The sequence below is a fragment of the Chimaeribacter coloradensis genome, from assembly GCF_002858715.1.
GTDB classification, from domain to species: Bacteria; Pseudomonadota; Gammaproteobacteria; order Enterobacterales; family Enterobacteriaceae; genus Chimaeribacter; species Chimaeribacter coloradensis.
The window spans coordinates 1-19,401 of sequence record NZ_PJZH01000035.1; the positions used below are offsets into that span (position 1 = coordinate 1).

A 19,401-nucleotide genomic window follows, 5' to 3' on the forward strand; every position below is an offset into this window, starting at 1 on the left:
GAGCTGCGCACCGACAGTTACGGCACCCTACGCGCCGGGCGGGGGCTGTTTATCAGTGCCGATGCGCAGCCCATGGCGCAGGGGAAAGTGCTGGAGATGGACGCGGCGGTAGAGGCGCTCCAGCAAGCGCAGGGGTTGGCGAAATCGTTAAGTGAAGCAGTAAAAATTGCTCAAGCAGAGTTGGCTCAGATAGAGGGGCAAAAATTACTGCTTGAATCTTCGCTAAAAGATTTAAAACAGTCCGCGCTTTTAATGAGCGCACCAGCGGGCATTGCACAGGTTTCTCCACAGAGTATTCAGATCAGTACCGGCAACAATTTTATCCAGACATCAGCTGAGAACAGCGATTTCAGCGTATTCAAGAAATTCACCGTAGCGGCGGGAGAAATTATCAGCCTGTTTGCTAAGACGCTGGGCATCAAAATCTTTGCCAATAAAGGGAAGGTAGAAATCCAGGCTCAAGGGGATGCAATGGAAATGATGTCCCTTAAGCATATGAAAATTATCAGCAAAGATGACGAAGTCTTCATTCAGGCCAATAAGAAAATCACATTGACCTGCGGGCAAACGGCTCTGGTCATTGAAAGCTCGGGGGTCACTCTCCTGACAAGTGGAGACGCGAATGTTAAATGTGCCAGTTTTAACCAACTGCCTCCACAAAGTTATAAGGCACCCCCGCCGACGTTGCCGCCTGAAGCAATTTGTGTGGAGGAAGCAAAATAATGGAAAACAGAATATTAGATAACGCAGGTATCACATTAATGGACAGGCTGAACCAGCATCCGGATCTCTATCGTTATCTGCTGCTGGATCCGCTAAAAAAAGTATCATGTGTTAATCCGCTTCATCTGGATAATGTACAGCAGGCACTGGGCGAGGATGCTATTTATCCGGTTTTGCGCCGTGATTTAGCGTATTCACCGGAATACTGTCCCCAATTAGTGCTGCTGGCTTCTCCGGGCGAGCGTTGTGAATATCAAGGGCTTGATGAGGCAGAAAATTACGCGCGCAGTGAGGCATTATATGAAAAACGTTATTTCTGTGCCTGCCTTGCCAGTACTCAGGGGCCGACACTGCTGGCTAAATTTTTGGCGGAGCAATGTAACCATTTTGTTGAATCTTCTTTTTTAGCTTTCTTTGAGCCGCTGCGTTTTGAGCTGCTACACGCGATGAGCCCGAAAGAGAGCCTTGCTGCGAGCCTGGCACCCATCAGCCACTGGTGGTATATGACTGCTGCGGGTGAACTGGCCTGTCAGGCAGGTCATGATGCTGAAGAAAAATGTCGTTTGAACTGGCTTGCTGAAGAGACACAACAGCATATGCCTGAGATCCGGCAATTGCTACTGGCCTGGCAGCAAGTAAACTCAACGCTGCCCTCTGACGCAGCGCTACAGGCGGCAAAAGCATGGGGGCATACAATAAAGACTGGCCTCATTGAGAAAGGCGATCGCTATTTTTTGGCGTTGAATCGCCTGACATTAGGCGTTGATATTGAAGCACATCCGGTTATTAAAAATCTGCTACTGCAAGAAGTTACCAACCCTTCTCAGCGTTTTACAAAAATTTTACAAAAATTACCTGATGTGATCTGGCAAGAACTGAAGGGGCAGGCGCAGCACAAATGGAATGGCGTAGGAGTCACTCCTTATGGATCTTAACGAGAAAGAGCAGCTCAGGCGAAATGCTGAGGCCGCTGAGCAGGCAGCATTAGTTCCCTCAGGCTGTAAGGCGTGTCAGCGCACCGGGTTGCCGATATTCCCGCTGCGCGTGGCGGCGGTGCCGAAAGCGCTGGTGAATTCAGGCTGGCGGCCATCGGTGCCGGCGCAGGCTGTTGCGCTTACCGGCGGCGAATTCAAATACGCGCTGCGCACCCTGCGCATGGGGTATCTGTATGTGCTGTTAGACCAGCGGGTCTGGATGGCTTACGAAGTAACGGCAGAGGGGTATCTGCGTCAGTTTAATCCGCAGACAGTGCCGGAAGGGGAAAGCGTGGCACCGCTGAGCCAGGCGTGCCTGACGCTCAGCGCCGGACAGGATTAAAATATGGGAAAAAGCAAACGACGCCAGCAAAAAAAGCCAAAGAAAGTATGCCCCCGATTAATCCCGCCGGTAGATAACTGGGATGAGGATCTGCCCGATCCCGCTGAACAGCAGCAGGCTCCGCCGCAGCTTATCCGGGTAAATGAAATTAACAGTATTTGGATGGAAATACCGAGGTATGTAAATCATGGATGGGGCGGTCTATGGTTTGTGGTAATTATCTTATTAATGCCTGTTTATATTTCTGGCGAGTCTTTTATTTATTTTAGCGCTATTAATGATATTTTTTTGTTGTGGCATTTTTTATAAGTATATCCTGTTTTATATTTTATTTTAAATCTATCCTATTTGAACCCCGTGGTACACCTGTTCGCTTTAACCGTAAACGACAGAAAGTGTATGTTTATGAGTATCAACGCAGTATCTGGCCATGGAAACACTGGCACCCGGTAATCAAAGTATTTAACTGGGCGGATATTCACGCCGAGCGGGTACTGATGGCAGGGCATGCTGACTGGGGGCACCGCATCTATTGTGCAGCCTGCAAACCGGGCACTTACGAAGTGGAGTACCGATTTATTCTGACCTGGAGCGTAGGCAGTATTTATGATGCTTACGGTCTGTGGAGCCACTGCTGCCACTATATGCAGTTTAAGCCGGTGCCGGAAACGCCGCTGATAACACATACCCCACTGAGCTGGACGCCTTTTAACACAATCCGCTGGCCGGAAGAGACAGACCGGGAATCCACTACCGCACCGGAGATATAGCCTTTTTCCGCCATCCCCGGCGTGACTTATTTTCTGCGTTATTCCGTATTACCCAGTTAAAGGAGTGGGTTCATGGAGCTTAAAGAACAGCTTAGGCGGAATGCTGACGCCGCTGAGCAGGCAGCATTAGTACCCTCAGGTTGCAAGGCGTGTCAGCGTACCGGGTTGCCGATATTCCCGCTGCGCTTGGCGGCGGTGCCGAAAGCGCTGGTGAATTCAGGCTGGCGGCCATCGGTGCCGGCGCAGGCTGTTGCGCTTACCGGCGGCGAATTCAAATACGCGCTGCGCACCCTGCGCATGGGGTATCTGTATGTGCTGTTAGACCAGCGGGTCTGGATGGCTTACGAAGTAACGGCAGAAGGGTATCTGCGTCAGTTTAATCCGGTGACGATGCCGGAAGGGGAAAGCGTGGCGCCGCTGAGCCAGGCGTGCCTGACGCACGGGCATGAGATAGCGGCGAGCTTTATCCATATCGATGACAAGAAATATTCACAGGCGTGGCTGGCCTTCAGCAGCGACCCGTGGAGCCGTGAGGTGCTGGAGGAGTACAAAAGCGGGAAGCGCCCGGCCGGGCGGTTTACACAGGTCACGCTGGCCACGCTGAAAGCGAGCCCGGCGAGTGTGCCGGGGGCGCTGGCGCTGGAGCCGTCACTGACAGGGCTGAAGGCGAATGTGGCGGAGTTTCGACCACGTACTTCTCAAATACAGAGAAAGTCGCCGGTGAGCCGCTGGGCGGTGCGCACGGATTTTACCCGCGGCGTGAGAGTGAAATGGCGCTGGGGCTGAAGGTCGCGCAGCTGAGTGAACAGTATCAGTGCCGGGTAGCGGCGCTTCCTCTCAATGATGCTGTCGGCATTGTTCAGGAGCTGAATAACAGCCGACTGCAGGTTGTGGAGGCACGGCAGGCGTATAACGAGCGGCAGGACATCCGCCATAAACATTTAATATCAGACGCGATAGAGCAGTATCTGGCCAAATTGAAAGAAGCAGTAGAAGAGACCAGCCGATCACGTTATGAACCCACCCCCAGCGGTTACCCTGCCGCCGGAGGAAAAACGATTCCTAAAGAGCAGGTGGCAAAAGAGAACTATGCCCGTCGCCTTGCCCGTCTGCAGAAATACTATAAAGAGCCGGAACGTGCCGCCTTTGCTGCAGAGTACCGGCAAAAATTACAGGATTACCAACAGAGGATAGAGGCCATCGGGAAAGATCTGGCAGCCTGGTATAGCGCTCAACTCTGGAAAATAGTGATTGAACACGACTATGCACCAGAAACGTGCATACCGGGGTGGGCAGCTCAGTTATCAACACTGACGACCTGTCTTCAGGGCGGAAGCACGGATGAAAAAACGGAATCTGTGTGGTATGGCTGGTTAACGGATCCGCAGAGCCCTGCCTACAAGGGGTTGTTGGGTAATCAGGCCTCGATACTGGAGGCGATTTATGCCGGTATCGGTGGGTATACGAATCTGAAAGCGGTGCTGGGTTCTAAAGAGATCAGTGAGTTGATCGACTCAGAAGGTGTCCGGCGCGCCATTGCCCAGCGAACGCTGGCGATAAGTGGTGCAGTGTCCCGGCTGACATCAACGCTAGGGCAGGCGACGCTGGATGGTTACAGCCGTGTAATCGAAGGAGTGATATATCTCACAGAAAAGCAGAAGATAACCGTGTTCACGCTGAGCCTGAGCATAGAAGAATATCAGCAACTAAACCGGGATATAGCGCGGACACAGCTCACGGCATCAGCTAAGCCGGCTCAGTTCGGCGGCATGTTGCAGGATGGCAACCAGATTACACATACAGCCTCGGCGGGAAGCCAGTTACAGGTTACTGATCCGGCAATACTAAAACGGTATGTGACAGTGACGCTGGTAAGCGATATGGAGCCGGAAAAATTCATCGCCGCGCTGCGTCAGTCAGGCACCAGCGAGGCGGCGCTGAAAAAAAGGCCGTTGGCGGACATCCAAAAACTCAATCATTTCTCAGAATTGCGTATTTCATCAGTGACATTGGCGGAAGCAGCCAACGGTGAATCAATAAAACTGGCGCCGGGGCAGGTGCAGCATGTGATTGAAGATCAGCTTCAACTATCACGACGGCTGGTCAGTGGGAATATGCTGGGTGGCCTGCTGGGTGCAGGAATGCTTTATCTGCAGGTAGGGGCGCTGGCAGGCAATCTCAACGCGGTAAAAACGGCGGTGGGTGACGATATCAAAGCACAACTGGTGCTGCTGTCGAATATGACGATGGTGGCCAGTTCGGCTGTGGAAACCTGCGGCTTTATCCATATGCTGGTCAGGAAAAACCCATGGGCGCTGGCGCCGAATGTGAAGGGCGTCGCGGAGTATGTGCATCCGCTGATCCGGGCCGGGGGCGTGATAGCAGGCGTGGCATCGATTATTGATGGGATTGGGATGTTTGTTAAAGCATGGGATATTTATAAGTCAGGTGATACATCTGCAGCTATATGGTACTCCCTAGCAGGTACTTCAACTGTTGTAGGTGGAGCTATAGCAGCTTATGCCGCTTATTCCTGCCAGTTTGCCTTATTTGGCCTGGCGGGGCTGGCGGCTCTGCTGATTGTGGCGGGGGCAGTGCTGGCGATAGAGGCGGCCAATGCTACCAGCAGCGCTTTTGAAGTGTGGCTGCGCTGCGGTTGCTTTGGGGTGCCGGAGAAACGGGGAGATAATGACCGAGTATGGAAGATTAATAACCCAGATGACCTGAATGAGGCGCTGATAGCGTATAAAGTCATCGTCAGCGGGGTCACGGCAGAGGTGAGCTATCAGGATATTATAGGGGAACGGGGTAATGACGAGGATGTGGTCGCGCTGCGGGTTCGGCTGCCCGGCTGCAACAGCACCCAGTCCGCGTGGGATCTTAAACTGGTGGCGCAGGGTAGCAGCGATGACAACCCGCTTCTGATCAGCCAATACAACCTACCGGGCAGTACAGATGCGCCTTTACTAGCAGATGATGCCTCCTTCCTGTTACGGCATCCGCGCCATCCGTGGCGTACGCTGAATAATACACTCACCCAAAACTGGGATAACAATGGCCTGGTGCTGGAGGGGGAAGCCTGGGTAAACAGCGCGCGCTATAGCCGCGTAACCCTGGAGGTGAATTACTGGCCGGACAAGGCTGATGCGCAGAGCCGGATATCACTGACGCTGGAAAACGAAGATTAGGGATAAAAAGGTGAAAGACAAATATACACAGCCTGATGGTTCATGGCAGACCGAACAGGAACAGATTCAGGCAGCGTTGGAGGCGCACTTCTCCCGCAAACCTCGCCTGACCCCGCCGTTAAAGCGCTGGGAAGAGGATTTACCGGAGAGTCAGAAAGAGCAGGCTGTGCCGGGGCAGTTAATCCGGGTGACTGAAATCAATAAAATATGGATGGAGATTCCACGTTATGAAAATATTATGTGGGGTGGGGCTTGGGTAGGATTTATATCGACATTAATTCCTGCATTTATAGCCTTTTATATGTCTGTCAATCTCATTTTTTTACCGGGATTTCATTATTCAGATATATATGATCTATTTTTTCTTATGACTTTATGGATCGGGGGGTTATTGATTTTATCAATATGTTTTTTTAACTTAAAAATGGCTTTGTTAGTACCCCGTGATCAACCTATCCGTTTTAATCGCAAGCGTCAAAAAGTTTATCTCTTTGACTATCAGCGCAAATGGAACCCGTGGGCAAAATGGCCCGCGACCGTTAAAGTCTTTGACTGGGCCGATATTCACGGTGAGATAAGTTATGAGGTAGACCGTTACGATCAGGGCTTCCGTTTATATTGCGCAGTGTGTAAGCCCGGCACCACGGAGGTGATCGAACGCTTTATCCTGAGCCGGGCGCTGAGCCACCCGGAGCCGCAGCGCCGGTTATGGAGCCACTGCTGCCAATATATGCAGCATAAACCGGTGGTGGCGGACCCATTATACCCAGGGCGGCCTGACAGCTGGAAACCGCGCAAAAGCATGCACTGGCCGGAAGAGATTGATCGGGAATCCACCACTGCGCCGGAGGCATGACCCGCAGAGCAGGTAACGCTGGCGACAGAAGATTAGGAAATAAAAAGGTGAAAGACAAATATACACAGCCTGATGGTTCATGGCAGACCGAACAGCAACAGGCTCAGGCAGCGCTGGAGGCGCACTTCTCCCGCAAACCCCGTCTGACTCCGCCGTTAAAACGTTGGGAAGAGGATCTACCGGAGAATCAGGCAGAGCAGAAGGTGCCGGGGCAGCTAATATGGGCCAATGAAATAAATAGGGTCTGGATGGAGATCCCCCGTTATGAAAATATCATGTGGGGTGGGGGATGGGTGAGTATGATATCTTCATTTATACCGTGCCTTCTTTTTCTGTATTCGATTTTTTTTCCTCTTCAAATACCATAACTTTACTTATTTTAATTTTTTGGGAGTTAGTTATTTTTTCAATATTTCTTCTTCAATTTAGAATGATTTTATTTATGCCGCGCGATCAACCCATTCGTTTTAACCACAAGCGCCAGAAAGTCTATCTCTTTGACTATCAGCGGAAATGGAACCCGTGGGCAAAATGGCCCGCCACGGTGGAGGTTTTCGACTGGGCCGATATTCACGGTGAAATAAGTTATGAGGTAGACCGTTACGATCAGGGCTTTCGTTTATATTGTGCAGTGTGTAAACCCGGCACCACGGAGGTGATTGAACGCTTTATCCTGAGCCGGGCGCTGAGCCACCCGGAGCCGCAGCGCCGGTTATGGAGCCACTGCTGCCAATATATGCAGCACAAACCGGTGGTGGCGGACCCATTGTACCCGGGACGGCCTGACAGCTGGAAACCGCGCAAAAGCATGCACTGGCCGGAAGAGATTGACCGGGAATCCACCACCGCGCCGGAGGCGTGAAACTTCATACAGAAACGTGTTTTCATTTTGCGTGTAAATACGGTCTGTTAAAATTAACCAAATAACTTACTAAGTTGAGTTATTCCTTATGCCTGTAAAATTAAACACTATCCCTGGGCCGTCTTTGCGCCCCTCGCCGCCCAGGCCATTACCCTGGCTGGGGGCATTGGCTTGCTTTATAACGGCAGGAATAATATTGATGCGCTTTTTAGGGAAACTTGTGGGAAACTCTACTTTTTGGTGGTTTGCCATCGGCATTCCGGCAGGGTTATGGATGGTTCTTGCATTCATTCGCCTGGCAATATATTCATTGCGCCAGCTGCAAGCTAACGCATGGGATAAAAGACGTGAGCAGGTTATTTTACAGGAAGTTCGTCGTGGTCGTCGTGCCTTGCAAATTCTCTCTGCCGAATGCCTTACCGCACACAGTAATGATCTCTCCTTTGCGCCAATCGCTGAAGCGTTACAGAGCAATGAGGATAGAGTCAAATCGCAAAGTTCCTGGAGTGGCGGTACTAATATCCGGCATAGCCGCCTACCTGTTACTTTAGAGATGTCTCCGGATGAGCAGGTATCAACGTCATTTTCTGCATTACTAAAAAAATTAATTACCCTGTTTTCACAATTACCCCTGGATCATTCTGTTGCTGTTTTACTTGAGTCATCGTCTTCACTGCCTGACGTAAGGATAAAAGCCCTCTGGCAGAAAGCCTGGCAACAAGCCGGTATCTCTCAGCCGACCTTTTTTGTTGAAGGACAAGGGCTGGCAGTTATTGATCACTGGCTTGACCATAGTATTAAAGAGCAGGCCATATTGTTAGTGGTTACCTTACAGGTAGCCCCGGAACAGCCAGAGGAAACCGCCGAAGCCGTAGCGGCTTTGCTGTTGGGGAACCAGCTGACACAAAAAATCCTTGACCCATTGGCACTTTTACACCGCCCAGAAGCGTCATCTGCATGTAAAGAGGCGCTTCAGGCCGCTGTACTGCAAGCAATAGACTGGGTTCCACTACCGCCCGGTGCCTTACAACACCTCTGGCTCTCCGGATTAGTAGGGAACAGTAAAGCCTGGAAGAGTGCTATGGCTGTTCAGAGTCATGAGCCATTAAACAGCATCAATGCCAAGACAGGTACACACGATATTAATCAATTTTTGGGTAATCCCGGCTGTGTCGCGCCTTGGCTGGCGATTGCTGCCGCTGCTCAAAATGTATCTGACTCACCGCACATGATTATCAGTAGTGAACAAGACAGTGACATTGTCTGGAGCACCGTTGTATCCCCCGTATGCTTCTCGCAAGGAGAATAAAACGTGAAGCGCATTACCTTATTTATAAAAAAAACGGAATTTAAGTTCTGGACGCTTATCCTACTGTTTTTACTGGCTTGTGTAATATTGTGCTGGCAGGTCTGGCAATATCCTGAACGAATAGGGTTAGTGCAGGGAACACCACAGCATAATAGTTGGTTGGTTGGTGTGAGTGTTGGAACCGGGGCATTGATTTTAAGTGTTTTTCTCCTCTTTTTTGGCACACGCCGCACCGGTGTGATGAGCTTTGATGAAAAACGTCAGCAAACCCAAGGAGATGATGTACCGGCCCCGGAAATAAAAGCAAAAGCTGAAAATACGTCTCAAGGCGAGCAGGCAAAGCTTAAATCCCACCTCCGCACCCGCTATCACCTGCTCTGGCGCTATAAAGTCCGCCTGCTGCTGGTAATGGGGGAGGACGCGCACATCACAGCCATTGCCCCCGGCCTTCAAGAAAAGCGGTGGCTGGAGGGCAGCCGCACGGTGCTGATTTACGGCGGCAGCCCGTGGGCAGCGGTGGATAAAGAACGCCTGGCAGCGCTGCGCACCCTGCGCCGTGGTCGGCCGCTGGACGGCATTGTGCTGGCGCTTGATGAGCAGCAGACGAATGCAGACAGGCTGGACAATGCCCTGCGTACGCTGGAGCAGATTGGGGAAGCATTGCATCATCAGCCGCCGGTCTGGCTCTGGCAAATATGTGCTGCCCAGTGGGAGCAAGATGATCGTGTTACCCAGCCGGTGGGCGCACTGTTCCCGGCGCGCACGACGCCGGACATTATCGGCCGGCAACTCACCGCGATGTTACCGTCGTTACGTGAGCAGGGGATGCAGCAGGTATGTGCCCATCGACCGCACGATTTTCTGCTGCGTCTCGGGCAGTACCTTGAAACACACGGCATTGCCCGTTGGCAGACATTGCTGACGCCGTGGCTTGATGAGCACCTGAAACGTATTCCGCTGCGTGGGCTGATGTTCAGTCTGCCGCTGCCGAAAAAAGACGCGGCCGATATCCATGCGCATCGCTGGGAGGCTCCCGCCGTCTGGCATGGGGTTATGCAGGACTGCGGCAGCGCGCGCGGCAAGCGGGTCGGTTTGCCGTGGGAACAGGCGCTCTGTTACAGCCTGATGACCCTGATTGTGCTCTGGGGGGCCGGTTGCGTTCTCTCGTTCTCTGTGAATCGCCAACAGATCGTCTCTGCCGCCGCGCAGGCGCGCCAGTTGGTACATTACCGTGCGCTTACTGATGCGCAACTTATTGCGCTGCAGTCACTGCGCAATGATATCGGGCGGCTGCAACATCATGAAAAAGAGGGCGCGCCGTGGTACCAGCGCGTTGGCCTGAATCACAATCCGCAACTGCTTCAGGCGCTGTTGCCCTGGTATGGCACCGCCAATAATCGCCTGATACGGGATGTCGCGGCAGAGCATCTGCACGATAAGCTTGTTGCCCTGGCCATTTTGCCGCCAGGCAGCCCACAGCGGGCGAAAGTAGCAAAACCGGGTTACGACCAGCTTAAAGCATACCTGATGATGACGCGCCCGGAAAAAGCGGACGCAGCGTTTTACGCACAGGTGATGAAAACGGTCGAACCGGTGCGCAAAGGCCTCTCACCCGCACTCTGGCAGAGTATTGCGCCGGATCTGTGGGCCTTTTACATGCAGAGTTTGCCGTCCCAGCCATCCTGGAAAATCGCGCCCGATGCGGGGCTGGTAACGCAGGCCCGGCACGTGCTGCTGGAGCAAATCGGTCAGCGCAACGCTGAAAGCACCCTGTATGAAAACATGCTGATCTCTGTGCGTCGTAATTATGCGGACATGACACTTGAGGCAATGACCGGAGATACCGATGCCCGCCGCCTGTTTACCACACCGGACGTAGTGCCCGGTATGTTTACCCGTCAGGCGTGGGAGGGAGGAATACAGGAGGCGATTGATAAAGCCGTGGCCTCCCGGCGTGATGAAATTGACTGGGTACTGAGTGATAACCGCAACGCTGTCTCTGCAGATATTTCCCCGGAAGCGCTGAAAAATCGCCTGACTGAGCGTTATTTCATCGATTTTGCCGGTGCCTGGCTGGGCTTTTTGAATAGCCTGAACTGGAACCCGGCGCAGAATCTCTCTGACGTTACGGATCAGCTTACCCTGATGAGTGATGTCCGTCAGTCACCAATGATTGCCCTGATGAATACCCTGGCCTATCAGGGGCAGGCGGGGCGGCGACAGGAAGCGCTGTCTGCATCCCTGGTAAAATCCGCCAAAGATTTGCTGGGCAAAGAGGAGAAACCAGTAATTGACCAGCGTGCAGCCGGGCCGGTAGGGCCGCTGGACAGCACCTTTGGCCCGCTTCTGACACTGATGGGCAAAAACAGTACACAGACGGTGATGGCTGCCGACAGCACGCTCAGCTTGCAGACCTATCTCACCCGTGTCACCCGCGTACGGCTGAAACTCCAGCAGGTGGCCAACGCGCCTGATCCGCAGGCGAGAATGCAGCAACTGGCGCAGACCGTGTTTCAGGGAAAAAGCGTCGATCTCACCGATACCCAGGAATACGGCAGCCTGATTGCCGCCAGTCTTGGCGAAGAGTGGAGCGGCTTTGGGGACGCGATGTTCGTGCAGCCCCTGGCACAGGCGTGGGAGAGGGTGCTTCAGCCCTCGGCTGCCGGCCTCAACGATGCGTGGCAGCGTGCTGTGGTCACGAACTGGGCGTCAGCCTTTACCGGGCGCTATCCGTTTGCGGCCGGGAAAACGGACGTGTCGCTGCCAATGCTGGCAGAGTTTATCCGGCGGGACTCGGGGCGGATAGACCGCTTCCTGACGACGCAGCTGGGCGGCGTACTGCATAAAGAAGGCAGTACCTGGGTGGCGGATGAAACCAGCAGTCAGGGGCTGACCTTTAATCCGGCATTCCTGAAAGCCATCAATCAATTAAGTCAGTTGTCCGACATTCTGTTTACCGACGGCAGCCAGGGGATCAGCTTTGAAATGCAGGGCGTCGCCATGCCGGACATTGTAGAAACACAGCTCACCCTCGACGGCCAGTTACTGCATTACTTTAACCAGTTACCGGCGTGGCAGAGTCTGCGCTGGCCGGGCGTTATCAATAAACCAGGGGCAATGCTGACCTGGACCTCCACCGATGCAGGGGCACGCCTGTTTGCTGATCACAGTGGCGCATGGGGATTTATCCGTTGGCTCGAACAAACCCGGCGGGACAAGGTAGGAGATGGCCTGTACCGCCTGACCCTCAGCACCCCAGATAACCAGCAGGTGCAGTGGCTGCTGCGCACGGCGCTTGGAGACGGCCCGCTGGCCTTGCTGAAATTGCGTAATTTTACGCTGCCGGCAGAAATATTCCGTATAGAGGCAGCGCGACAGGCACCGTCTGATGACGTGCTGGCAGATGTGCTGTTACCGGACACAGACACCATGGTTTATGAGGGAGAATAACCGATGGCTACCCTGAATTCTTTGCTTACGGCCTGCCGCTACCGGGCTGATGACCTGTTGCCGCAGGCCGACCAACAGACACGGCACTGGGAAAACTGGCTGAAGCCCCTCACAGCAGAGACCCCCACCGGCGAAGATCCCGGCTATAACGATGATTTCCAGCAGATGCGAGAAGAGGTCAATAAGCTTTCCGGCGCAGATACCACACTGGTCTGTGAACTGGCAGAAAAACTGCTCACCACGGTGAGCAAAGATGTGCGGATTGCCACCTATTACATTTGGGCACGGTTGCATCGCGATGGAGAAGCAGGGCTGGCGGAGGGGCTGACCTTGCTGGCTGCATTGATACAGTGTTTTGGTGACACCCTGCACCCCTGGCGGGCCAATAGCCGTAAAGCGGCGCTGGAGTGGCTGGCAGGCAGCCGGGTGCTGGACAGCCTGTCGCTCTACCCGGATGTAACAAAAGCAGAATTTGAGCGTATTACCATCGCCCTGCTGCTGATTGAACAGGGGGTAGCCGCCTGGGAGGAGAGCGCCCGTCCAGGGTTAGGCGGGTTGTATGCATCGCTGGAAAACCGGCTGGCTCAGTCCGGGGGGCTGGAGGCGGTAATTCCCCAGAACGGGGGGGCTGCGACTGACAGCATCCCAGCACACTTTCCAGAAACCCCAGCACTGAAACCGGTCGCGTCCGGGCGTGAACTGCTTGACCAGGCAAGGCGGCTGGCGGACTACCTGCGCGATCAGCCTCAGGGCTGGCTCTCTGGTCATCGCCTGATGAAATGCGTACGTCACGACACGCTGCACGAACTGCCGCCGCTGGATGCAAACGGGCGCACCCGCCTGGCTCCACCGAAGCCGGAGCATCGGGCATTGCTTAAACGCCTCTATCTGCAGCAGAGCTGGCTGGAACTGCTGGAGCAGGCCGACAGCCTGTTTGTACAGGGCGTCAACCATCTCTGGCTGGATGTTCAGTGGTATATCCATCAGGCGTTAAACCGGGCAGGCGCACCTTATGACGGTTGGGCAGAGATCATCAAACAGGATGTATGCGGCCTATTGACCCGGTTGCCGGGGCTGGAAAGCCTGATCTTTAACGACGGCACCCCTTTTGCCGATGAGGTAACCCTGAACTGGATAAACCAGCAGGTGATGGAAGCGCCCACCGGCTGGGGCGAATCACATACGGCCTCTGCAGCCACAGAAGATGACGATATTCTGCAACTGGAGGCTGAGGCGCTGCGGCTGGCCGACAGCGACGGTATTGAGGCGGCGCTTAACTGGTTACAAAACCGGCCGGGCACCATCACGGTGCGTCACCGGTGGTTGTTGCGGCTGCTGATGGCCCGCGTCGCTGAGCAATATGGCAAAAACGAGATGGCACTGCACCTGTTGGGCGAGCTGGAGAGTAACGCCGACGCATTGACGCTTACACAGTGGGAGCCGGTGCTGCTGTTTGAGGTCAAAGCCCGCCGCTTGAAACTGCTGCGTATGAAGGCCGGACGCAATGATGCGGACAAACCCCGCCTGAACGCAGAAATAGAAAGCCTGCTCGCCGGGCTTATCACCCTCGACCCAGCCCGCGCGGCTGTGCTGTGTGCATGATGATAAGGAGAAAGTAATGGCAAAAGGTTATTATCTGGTGCTTGGAGATAAAACAACCTGCGGCGGTATGATTATCGGGGGCGACACCACGCATACGTTGCTTGGAAAACCTGTCGCCCGCGAGCAAGAACAGGTCACCTGCGGTATATATCCTGGGATTTTTACCATTGTTGGCCATATACCCTGTGACTCGGTTAATGGACGCAAATTTGCCGGTACGCTGCACAGTAAAAGCAGCTGCCCATGCCAGTCACGGCTGATACCGTCGATATTGACAAATACGTATGAAAAAGAGTCTAACGTAAGTAGTAATGCGTCTGAACCTGAGCAATATGCCCAGTCTGTCAAAATCACTTAATCATAAGGATAAGAAAAAAATACTAAAAAATCAGTTTGGGGACGTCATTCTAGATGAAGAAGATCAACCTGTATACGAAATGCAGGAGAGTAAACACCTAACTAGGGATGAGATTAATAATATCTTGCAAGAACAAAAGAAAGTGTTGGAAAAAAGAAAAAAAGAACTTGAGCAATGGGAAGAGCAGGATCGTGCTGTATTTAAGGGGTCTTTCGGATCTAGTGATGAGACCTCGCGGCAAAAAATTCTTATGGCTATAAATAAGGAAATAGAAATTAACGAGCCAATGACATATGATAAATGCAGATTTGCAGATAAAAAATGTTTATGCTTTTGTAAGTAAAGGAGATAAAGATCATTATATAAATATAGGCAATAAATTTATTTCTGCGCCGCTGCGAGGTAAAGATTCTAAGGTAGTCACTCTGTGCCATGAAATGTCACATTTTGATGATGTGTTAAGTACCTTTGACAAGGGATTTAGAGCCGGCGGGATGAAACTAAGCCAGGAGGGAGACCCTAAAGCATTAGAGAGTGCTTATAACTTTGAAAGGTATTTTGAATAAGAGGTGTACATGGATATGCCGGTAGCAGAAGTTGTCCTGATTGCGGATGTATCAAAAGAAAGGTTAAATATATCTTCCATCTTAATAAATAAAGGGCAGAAATCATTATTTATCGATGAGCGTTTTGTTCCGCAAGATAAACATTTGATATCTGATTGGGGGGAAATGAACTGCTCCGGTATTGAAATAAAATATGATGGGCTTAGATATAATATGGGCTCTGATTTTTATAAGGAAATTAAGCCCGGCAGTGTGATGAAAAGCAGTACTATAAATCTGGCAGAAGACTACCGCCTTCCGAAAACAGGGTTATGTAAATTTTATGTTAACCTTTCATTTTCATCAGAACCGGTCAGTACAGATGAATTGGAAAAGTCTTGTTTATCGATTCAAATAATATTGAATTCCGTGTTGATAATATGGACTTTGATAAAGTTTATCTAAAAAGGCATAGAGAGCCCTGAGATAATAAGAAATTATTTTAAGCTGGCTATCATATTCCCTTCTAATACTACTTCAATAATATTCGCTTAATAAGATAAATGGCATTTATATGGACGACCTAACCCTGCGTTATTTTGACGCTGAAATGCGCTATCTGCGCGAAGCGGGCGAAGAATTCGCCCGTGCCCACCCTGATCGGGCGGCCGGATTAAACCTGGACAAGGCCGGTGTGACTGATCCCTATGTAGAGCGGCTGTTTGAAGGTTTTGCCTTTTTGATGGGCCGTTTGCGTGAAAAACTCGACGACGATCTGCCGGAGTTGACTGAAGGGCTGGTCAGTATGCTCTGGCCGCACTACCTGCGCACCATCCCGTCACTCTCCATTGTGGAATTCACACCAGAGTGGCGGGAGATGAAAGAGCGTCTGGCAGTGGCCCGCGGCTTTGAAGTGCTCTCTCGGCCGTTGGGCGAGCGCCGCACCCGCTGCCGTTATACGACTACGCAGGATATTAATCTGATGCCACTGTCGCTGAGCCGGGCGGGTATCGGTACAGAGCCGGACGGTCGGTCAGTTATCCGCCTGCGTATAGAGTGTGGTGAACTGGCGGACTGGGGCAACATGTCGCTGAGTGATCTGCCGCTCTATCTGAACGCGGACGCGCCGCTGGCCTGCGCGCTGCATGAGGCGCTCACCCTGAATGTTGCCCGGATGTGGATACGGCTGTCAGGTGATACGGACCGCCGGCCATTCGACGGGTATTTTGCTCCACGGGGGTTTGGTGAGCAGGAGAGTCTGTGGCCCAGGGACGCGGGCAGCTTCAGCGGTTATCAGCTGCTGCTGGAATATTTCTCCTTCCGTGAGAAATTTATGTTTGTGACGCTGCGCGGGCTGGAGGAGGTGAAACTCCCGGCCGGGCTGCGCTGGTTCGATATCGAAATCGTACTGGCAGAGCGCTGGGCGCACGATTTCAGCTTCTCCGAAAAACATCTGCGCCTGCACTGTGTGCCGGTGATTAATCTGTTTGTGCTGGAATCTGACCCGCTGCGCCTCGATTCATTACAGACCGACTACCTGCTGCGCCCGATGCGGGTACAGGACGGCCATACCGAGATCTATTCAGTAGACTCGGTGATCTCTTCGCGCCACACCGGGCATCAGGTCTATGTGCCGTTCTCTAGCTTCCGCCATAAAGGTGGAATGTTGCGCCACGATGCGCCGGAATATTACTACCACACGCGTGTAAAACGCGGCCCTTCCGGGCTGCATGATACGTGGTTAATACTGGGCGGCGAAGCCTTTGATAACCACACCGTGCCGGAGAATGAAAGCCTGAGCCTGAGCCTGACCGGCACTAATGGTCAGCTGCCGCGCAAAACGCTGCAAAGCGCGGTACTGGACACCGTGGTGAAAACCATGGCGATTAATGTCCGGGTGCAAAACCTCTGTGCGCCGACCTTACCCTGTTACCCCCCGAACCGAGACCGCTTCCACTGGCGGGTATTGAGCCATCTGGGCAGCAGCTTCTTATGGATAATGGACAATGCAGAAGTGCTGCGCGGGACGCTGGCGTTGTATGACTGGACGGATAATGAGATGAATCGGCGCAGGCTGGCCGCCATTCTTGACGTCAGACACAGCGAGATTGAACGCTTTGAACAGGGGCACCTGTTACGCGGGGTGCAGATCGAGGTCACCCTCGACAGCCACGGCTTTGCCGGCCACGGCGATATCTGTCTGTTTGGTGAAATGCTCAGCCGTTTCTTTGCCCTCTACACCGATATTCACTTGTTTAACCGCCTGATCATTATCTTGCAGCCAACCGGAGAGCGCCTTGAATGGCAAGAGAAACACAACCGACGTATCCCCGGCTGAGCGCACGGCTGGGGAAAGAGATCGGCCGCATTAATTTTTACCGCTTCTGCCAATTGCTGGAGAAAAGTATGCCGGAGCGCTCGCTGCTGGGCAGCAGCCTCCATCCGGCGGATGACCCGGTGCGCTTTCGCCCGCATCCGGGCATGGGCTTTCCGGTCAGCGAATTAAAAGCAATAGAATATGACGATGACGCACCTGATGCGCCGCCTACGGTGCGCACCACATTTCTGGGGTTATATGGTGTGGATTCCCCGTTGCCGACGTCGTATCTCGATGACATCACCCAGCGGCGTGAAGGGCATGAGGCACTGGAAGGGTTCCTTGACATCTTCAACCACCGCATCCTGACACAGTTTTATCGCATCTGGCGCAAACATGCCTATCCGGCAAGCTTTGAGGCGGGTGGAAAGGATGCCACTTCACAATGCCTGCTGGGCCTTATCGGCCTGGGTATTACCAGTACGGATAAACATGTGGCCACGCCGGTATCCCGGTTCCTGGCGCTGCTGGGGGTTATGCGCCGGCAAGCCCGGACGGCAGAAGGGATAGAGGCGCTGGTGCGGCTGTTGGCACCACAGACCCATGTGGGCGTGACGCCACACTGCCTGCGTCCGGTTACGCTCAATCAACCAATGGGGTTTTATGGCGAGGGCGGCTTTCTGCTTGATGGCTGTACCGTATTGGGTGAAGAGGCCACCGATGCCAACAGCCAGTTGCTGATTGCGCTCTATACCGAAGACGCGCAGGAAGCGCAGGCCTGGCTGCCGGAGGGGCAGCTATACCATGATTTTCAGGTACTGCTGCGGGTTTACCTCGGCTGGCGCTACAAAGCCCGTATTACGCTCACCGTGCCTACGCCGCTGCTGCCTGAGCCGGTATTGGGGCGGGAAGATTTTCTGCTGGGGCTGACCGGTGTGTTGGGAACAGATGATAAAAATCTCGCGTCTGACATTCCCCCGGCATTTACCGTGGTACCGGGCCACTACTGCGGGTTGCCGCGGGCTGTAATAACGAAAGGAAACCGACGTGTTGCGTATCACTTCTAACCGATTTTCATACCTGTTGCTGCCGATGTTGCTGTCCGGCTGCGGCCTGACGCAGAGCATTACTGACAGCACGGCATCCGTTGCAAAATCCATCTTTTATAAGCAGGTGAAAACTCTGCATCTCGATTTCACTGCCCGCGAGGCGCTGAATACCGATGCACGGGAAAATAATCCCCTCTCTGAACCGCTGTTGATACGGGTTTATCAGCTGAAAGACCAAAAGACGTTCGATAAAACGGTCTACGAACAGCTGGTAAACGGCGGCGAAACCATACTAGGGGATAGCCTGCTGGCATCCCATGAGGTCATCGTAAAACCTGGTGGGGATGCGAACCTGACGATGCCGATGAATGAGCAGGCACAGTTTGTGGCAGTGGTAGGGTTGTTCCGTCATCCAGACAGAGAAAAAAATCACTGGAAGCTGATGCTGGCGCGTGATGACCTCGATCCGGATATGCCGCGTGTCATTGTGCCAGGCAGTAACAGCCTGACCCTGCTGCCGGAGAAAAAATAATGAACGGACACTACGGCCCCTCGCTGTACGAAACCCTGTTCGGTAACTTTACCGGCGGGCTGGATCTCCATCAGGTCAGTGACGAAAACCAGGTCATCCTGTCGGTGCTCGACAATATGCAGCGCATTCTGAACTGCCGGGCAGGGACGCTGAGTCATCTGCCGGATTACGGCCTGCCGGATATGAGCAGAATCCTGCAGGGGATGCCGGGCACCGCGCATCAGCTTATGGAGACCCTCTCCTCGGTGTTGCTGAAATATGAGCCGCGCCTGAAAAAGATGTCGGTGTCGATGTTAACGCAGACGGCGCCTGGCCATCTGGAATATGCAATTGATGCCGAGCTGAAAGGGCTGGGGCTGGTGCGTTACGGCACGGCCTTTATGCCTGAGGGGAGGGTGCTGATGCGCCACCTGAAACAGCAGCAGTACCTTGACCCCGGGGATGCCTATTAAGCCTGGGGTGAAAGGCATACAGCGCCACCGGGCGTGAATATTGTCTTAAAAGTAACGGAAAGCAGAAAATA

At 53.2% G+C, this 19,401-nt stretch carries 19 protein-coding genes and 1 pseudogene; all 20 read left to right on the plus strand.

The window, feature by feature from the left end:
* The coding region (locus CYR32_RS19380) for a DUF2345 domain-containing protein (RefSeq protein ID WP_146000732.1) at nucleotides 1-723 on the plus strand (723 nt) is incomplete at its 5' end.
* The gene (locus tag CYR32_RS19385) at nucleotides 723-1,658 is read left to right on the plus strand and encodes a hypothetical protein (RefSeq protein ID WP_101826765.1); all 936 of its coding nucleotides are present in this window, start codon (nucleotides 723-725) and stop codon (nucleotides 1,656-1,658) included. The genes CYR32_RS19380 and CYR32_RS19385, both read left to right, overlap by 1 nt.
* Nucleotides 1,648-2,040: a toxin VasX gene (locus CYR32_RS19390; RefSeq protein WP_146000733.1), complete on the plus strand. Its 393-nt coding sequence runs from the start codon at nucleotides 1,648-1,650 to the stop codon at nucleotides 2,038-2,040. Before CYR32_RS19385 ends, CYR32_RS19390 begins: the two co-directional genes overlap by 11 nt.
* Before the next feature lie 3 nt (nucleotides 2,041-2,043).
* Nucleotides 2,044-2,349 carry a hypothetical protein gene (locus CYR32_RS19395; protein ID WP_101826767.1) on the plus strand — a complete coding sequence of 102 codons (306 nt, stop codon included), beginning with the start codon at nucleotides 2,044-2,046 and terminating at the stop codon, nucleotides 2,347-2,349.
* Nucleotides 2,334-2,810 carry a DUF6708 domain-containing protein gene (locus CYR32_RS22055; RefSeq protein WP_338152921.1) on the plus strand — a complete coding sequence of 159 codons (477 nt, stop codon included), beginning with the start codon at nucleotides 2,334-2,336 and terminating at the stop codon, nucleotides 2,808-2,810. Before CYR32_RS19395 ends, CYR32_RS22055 begins: the two co-directional genes overlap by 16 nt.
* Before the next feature lie 72 nt (nucleotides 2,811-2,882).
* Nucleotides 2,883-5,998 (plus strand): annotated as a pseudogene (locus CYR32_RS19405) (T6SS effector BTH_I2691 family protein).
* 10 nt (nucleotides 5,999-6,008) lie between these two features.
* Nucleotides 6,009-6,854 carry a DUF6708 domain-containing protein gene (locus CYR32_RS19410; protein WP_241523867.1) on the plus strand — a complete coding sequence of 282 codons (846 nt, stop codon included), beginning with the start codon at nucleotides 6,009-6,011 and terminating at the stop codon, nucleotides 6,852-6,854.
* Nucleotides 6,851-7,222 carry a hypothetical protein gene (locus CYR32_RS19415; protein WP_101826770.1) on the plus strand — a complete coding sequence of 124 codons (372 nt, stop codon included), beginning with the start codon at nucleotides 6,851-6,853 and terminating at the stop codon, nucleotides 7,220-7,222. Before CYR32_RS19410 ends, CYR32_RS19415 begins: the two co-directional genes overlap by 4 nt.
* Before the next feature lie 74 nt (nucleotides 7,223-7,296).
* Nucleotides 7,297-7,716 carry a DUF6708 domain-containing protein gene (locus tag CYR32_RS19420; RefSeq protein WP_101826771.1) on the plus strand — a complete coding sequence of 140 codons (420 nt, stop codon included), beginning with the start codon at nucleotides 7,297-7,299 and terminating at the stop codon, nucleotides 7,714-7,716.
* Nucleotides 7,717-7,912: 196 nt separating this feature from the next.
* On the plus strand, nucleotides 7,913-9,025 hold the full coding sequence (locus CYR32_RS19425) for a hypothetical protein (RefSeq protein WP_241523868.1): 1,113 nt from the start codon (nucleotides 7,913-7,915) through the stop codon (nucleotides 9,023-9,025).
* 3 nt (nucleotides 9,026-9,028) lie between these two features.
* Nucleotides 9,029-12,475 (plus strand): ImcF-related family protein, encoded by a 3,447-nt coding sequence (locus CYR32_RS19430; RefSeq protein ID WP_165698283.1) that lies wholly within the window; start codon nucleotides 9,029-9,031, stop codon nucleotides 12,473-12,475.
* Between the two features lie 3 nt (nucleotides 12,476-12,478).
* On the plus strand, nucleotides 12,479-14,077 hold the full coding sequence (tssA, locus tag CYR32_RS19435; RefSeq protein WP_101826773.1) for a type VI secretion system protein TssA: 1,599 nt from the start codon (nucleotides 12,479-12,481) through the stop codon (nucleotides 14,075-14,077).
* A gap of 16 nt (nucleotides 14,078-14,093) precedes the next feature.
* Nucleotides 14,094-14,435, plus strand: a complete 342-nt coding sequence (locus CYR32_RS19440; RefSeq protein WP_101826774.1) for a PAAR domain-containing protein — start codon at nucleotides 14,094-14,096, stop codon at nucleotides 14,433-14,435.
* Nucleotides 14,389-14,778, plus strand: a complete 390-nt coding sequence (locus tag CYR32_RS21515; RefSeq protein WP_146000735.1) for a M35 family metalloendopeptidase — start codon at nucleotides 14,389-14,391, stop codon at nucleotides 14,776-14,778. Before CYR32_RS19440 ends, CYR32_RS21515 begins: the two co-directional genes overlap by 47 nt.
* A complete protein-coding gene (locus CYR32_RS22115; protein ID WP_101826775.1) occupies nucleotides 14,729-15,001 on the plus strand; it encodes a M35 family metallo-endopeptidase in 273 nt (90 codons plus the stop codon). Before CYR32_RS21515 ends, CYR32_RS22115 begins: the two co-directional genes overlap by 50 nt.
* Before the next feature lie 9 nt (nucleotides 15,002-15,010).
* A complete protein-coding gene (locus tag CYR32_RS21520) occupies nucleotides 15,011-15,445 on the plus strand; it encodes a hypothetical protein (protein WP_146000736.1) in 435 nt (144 codons plus the stop codon).
* A gap of 109 nt (nucleotides 15,446-15,554) precedes the next feature.
* Nucleotides 15,555-17,318: a type VI secretion system baseplate subunit TssF gene (gene tssF, locus CYR32_RS19450; protein WP_101826776.1), complete on the plus strand. Its 1,764-nt coding sequence runs from the start codon at nucleotides 15,555-15,557 to the stop codon at nucleotides 17,316-17,318.
* Nucleotides 17,282-18,364 (plus strand): type VI secretion system baseplate subunit TssG, encoded by a 1,083-nt coding sequence (gene tssG, locus CYR32_RS19455; protein ID WP_101826777.1) that lies wholly within the window; start codon nucleotides 17,282-17,284, stop codon nucleotides 18,362-18,364. The genes tssF and tssG overlap by 37 nt, the downstream gene beginning before the upstream one ends.
* Nucleotides 18,345-18,878, plus strand: coding sequence for a type VI secretion system lipoprotein TssJ (tssJ, locus tag CYR32_RS19460; protein ID WP_277621949.1), 534 nt, complete (start codon nucleotides 18,345-18,347; stop codon nucleotides 18,876-18,878). Before tssG ends, tssJ begins: the two co-directional genes overlap by 20 nt.
* Nucleotides 18,878-19,330 (plus strand): type VI secretion system baseplate subunit TssE, encoded by a 453-nt coding sequence (tssE, locus tag CYR32_RS19465; protein ID WP_101826778.1) that lies wholly within the window; start codon nucleotides 18,878-18,880, stop codon nucleotides 19,328-19,330. The genes tssJ and tssE overlap by 1 nt, the downstream gene beginning before the upstream one ends.
* Nucleotides 19,331-19,401 lie beyond the last annotated feature (71 nt).

Bases quoted from the DNA above. Each gene is read 5' to 3' on its own strand.
- tssA (WP_101826773.1), top strand. From the start codon at position 12,479: ATGGCTACCCTGAATTCTTTGCTTACGGCCTGCCGCTACCGGGCTGAT.
- CYR32_RS21515 (WP_146000735.1), top strand. From the start codon at position 14,389: ATGCGTCTGAACCTGAGCAATATGCCCAGTCTGTCAAAATCACTTAAT.
- CYR32_RS19415 (WP_101826770.1), top strand. From the start codon at position 6,851: ATGACCCGCAGAGCAGGTAACGCTGGCGACAGAAGATTAGGAAATAAA.
- CYR32_RS19395 (WP_101826767.1), top strand. From the start codon at position 2,044: ATGGGAAAAAGCAAACGACGCCAGCAAAAAAAGCCAAAGAAAGTATGC.
- CYR32_RS19390 (WP_146000733.1), top strand. From the start codon at position 1,648: ATGGATCTTAACGAGAAAGAGCAGCTCAGGCGAAATGCTGAGGCCGCT.
- CYR32_RS21520 (WP_146000736.1), top strand. From the start codon at position 15,011: ATGGATATGCCGGTAGCAGAAGTTGTCCTGATTGCGGATGTATCAAAA.
- CYR32_RS19385 (WP_101826765.1), top strand. From the start codon at position 723: ATGGAAAACAGAATATTAGATAACGCAGGTATCACATTAATGGACAGG.
- CYR32_RS19440 (WP_101826774.1), top strand. From the start codon at position 14,094: ATGGCAAAAGGTTATTATCTGGTGCTTGGAGATAAAACAACCTGCGGC.
- CYR32_RS19420 (WP_101826771.1), top strand. From the start codon at position 7,297: ATGCCGCGCGATCAACCCATTCGTTTTAACCACAAGCGCCAGAAAGTC.
- tssF (WP_101826776.1), top strand. From the start codon at position 15,555: ATGGACGACCTAACCCTGCGTTATTTTGACGCTGAAATGCGCTATCTG.
- tssE (WP_101826778.1), top strand. From the start codon at position 18,878: ATGAACGGACACTACGGCCCCTCGCTGTACGAAACCCTGTTCGGTAAC.
- tssG (WP_101826777.1), top strand. From the start codon at position 17,282: ATGGCAAGAGAAACACAACCGACGTATCCCCGGCTGAGCGCACGGCTG.
- CYR32_RS22115 (WP_101826775.1), top strand. From the start codon at position 14,729: ATGATAAATGCAGATTTGCAGATAAAAAATGTTTATGCTTTTGTAAGT.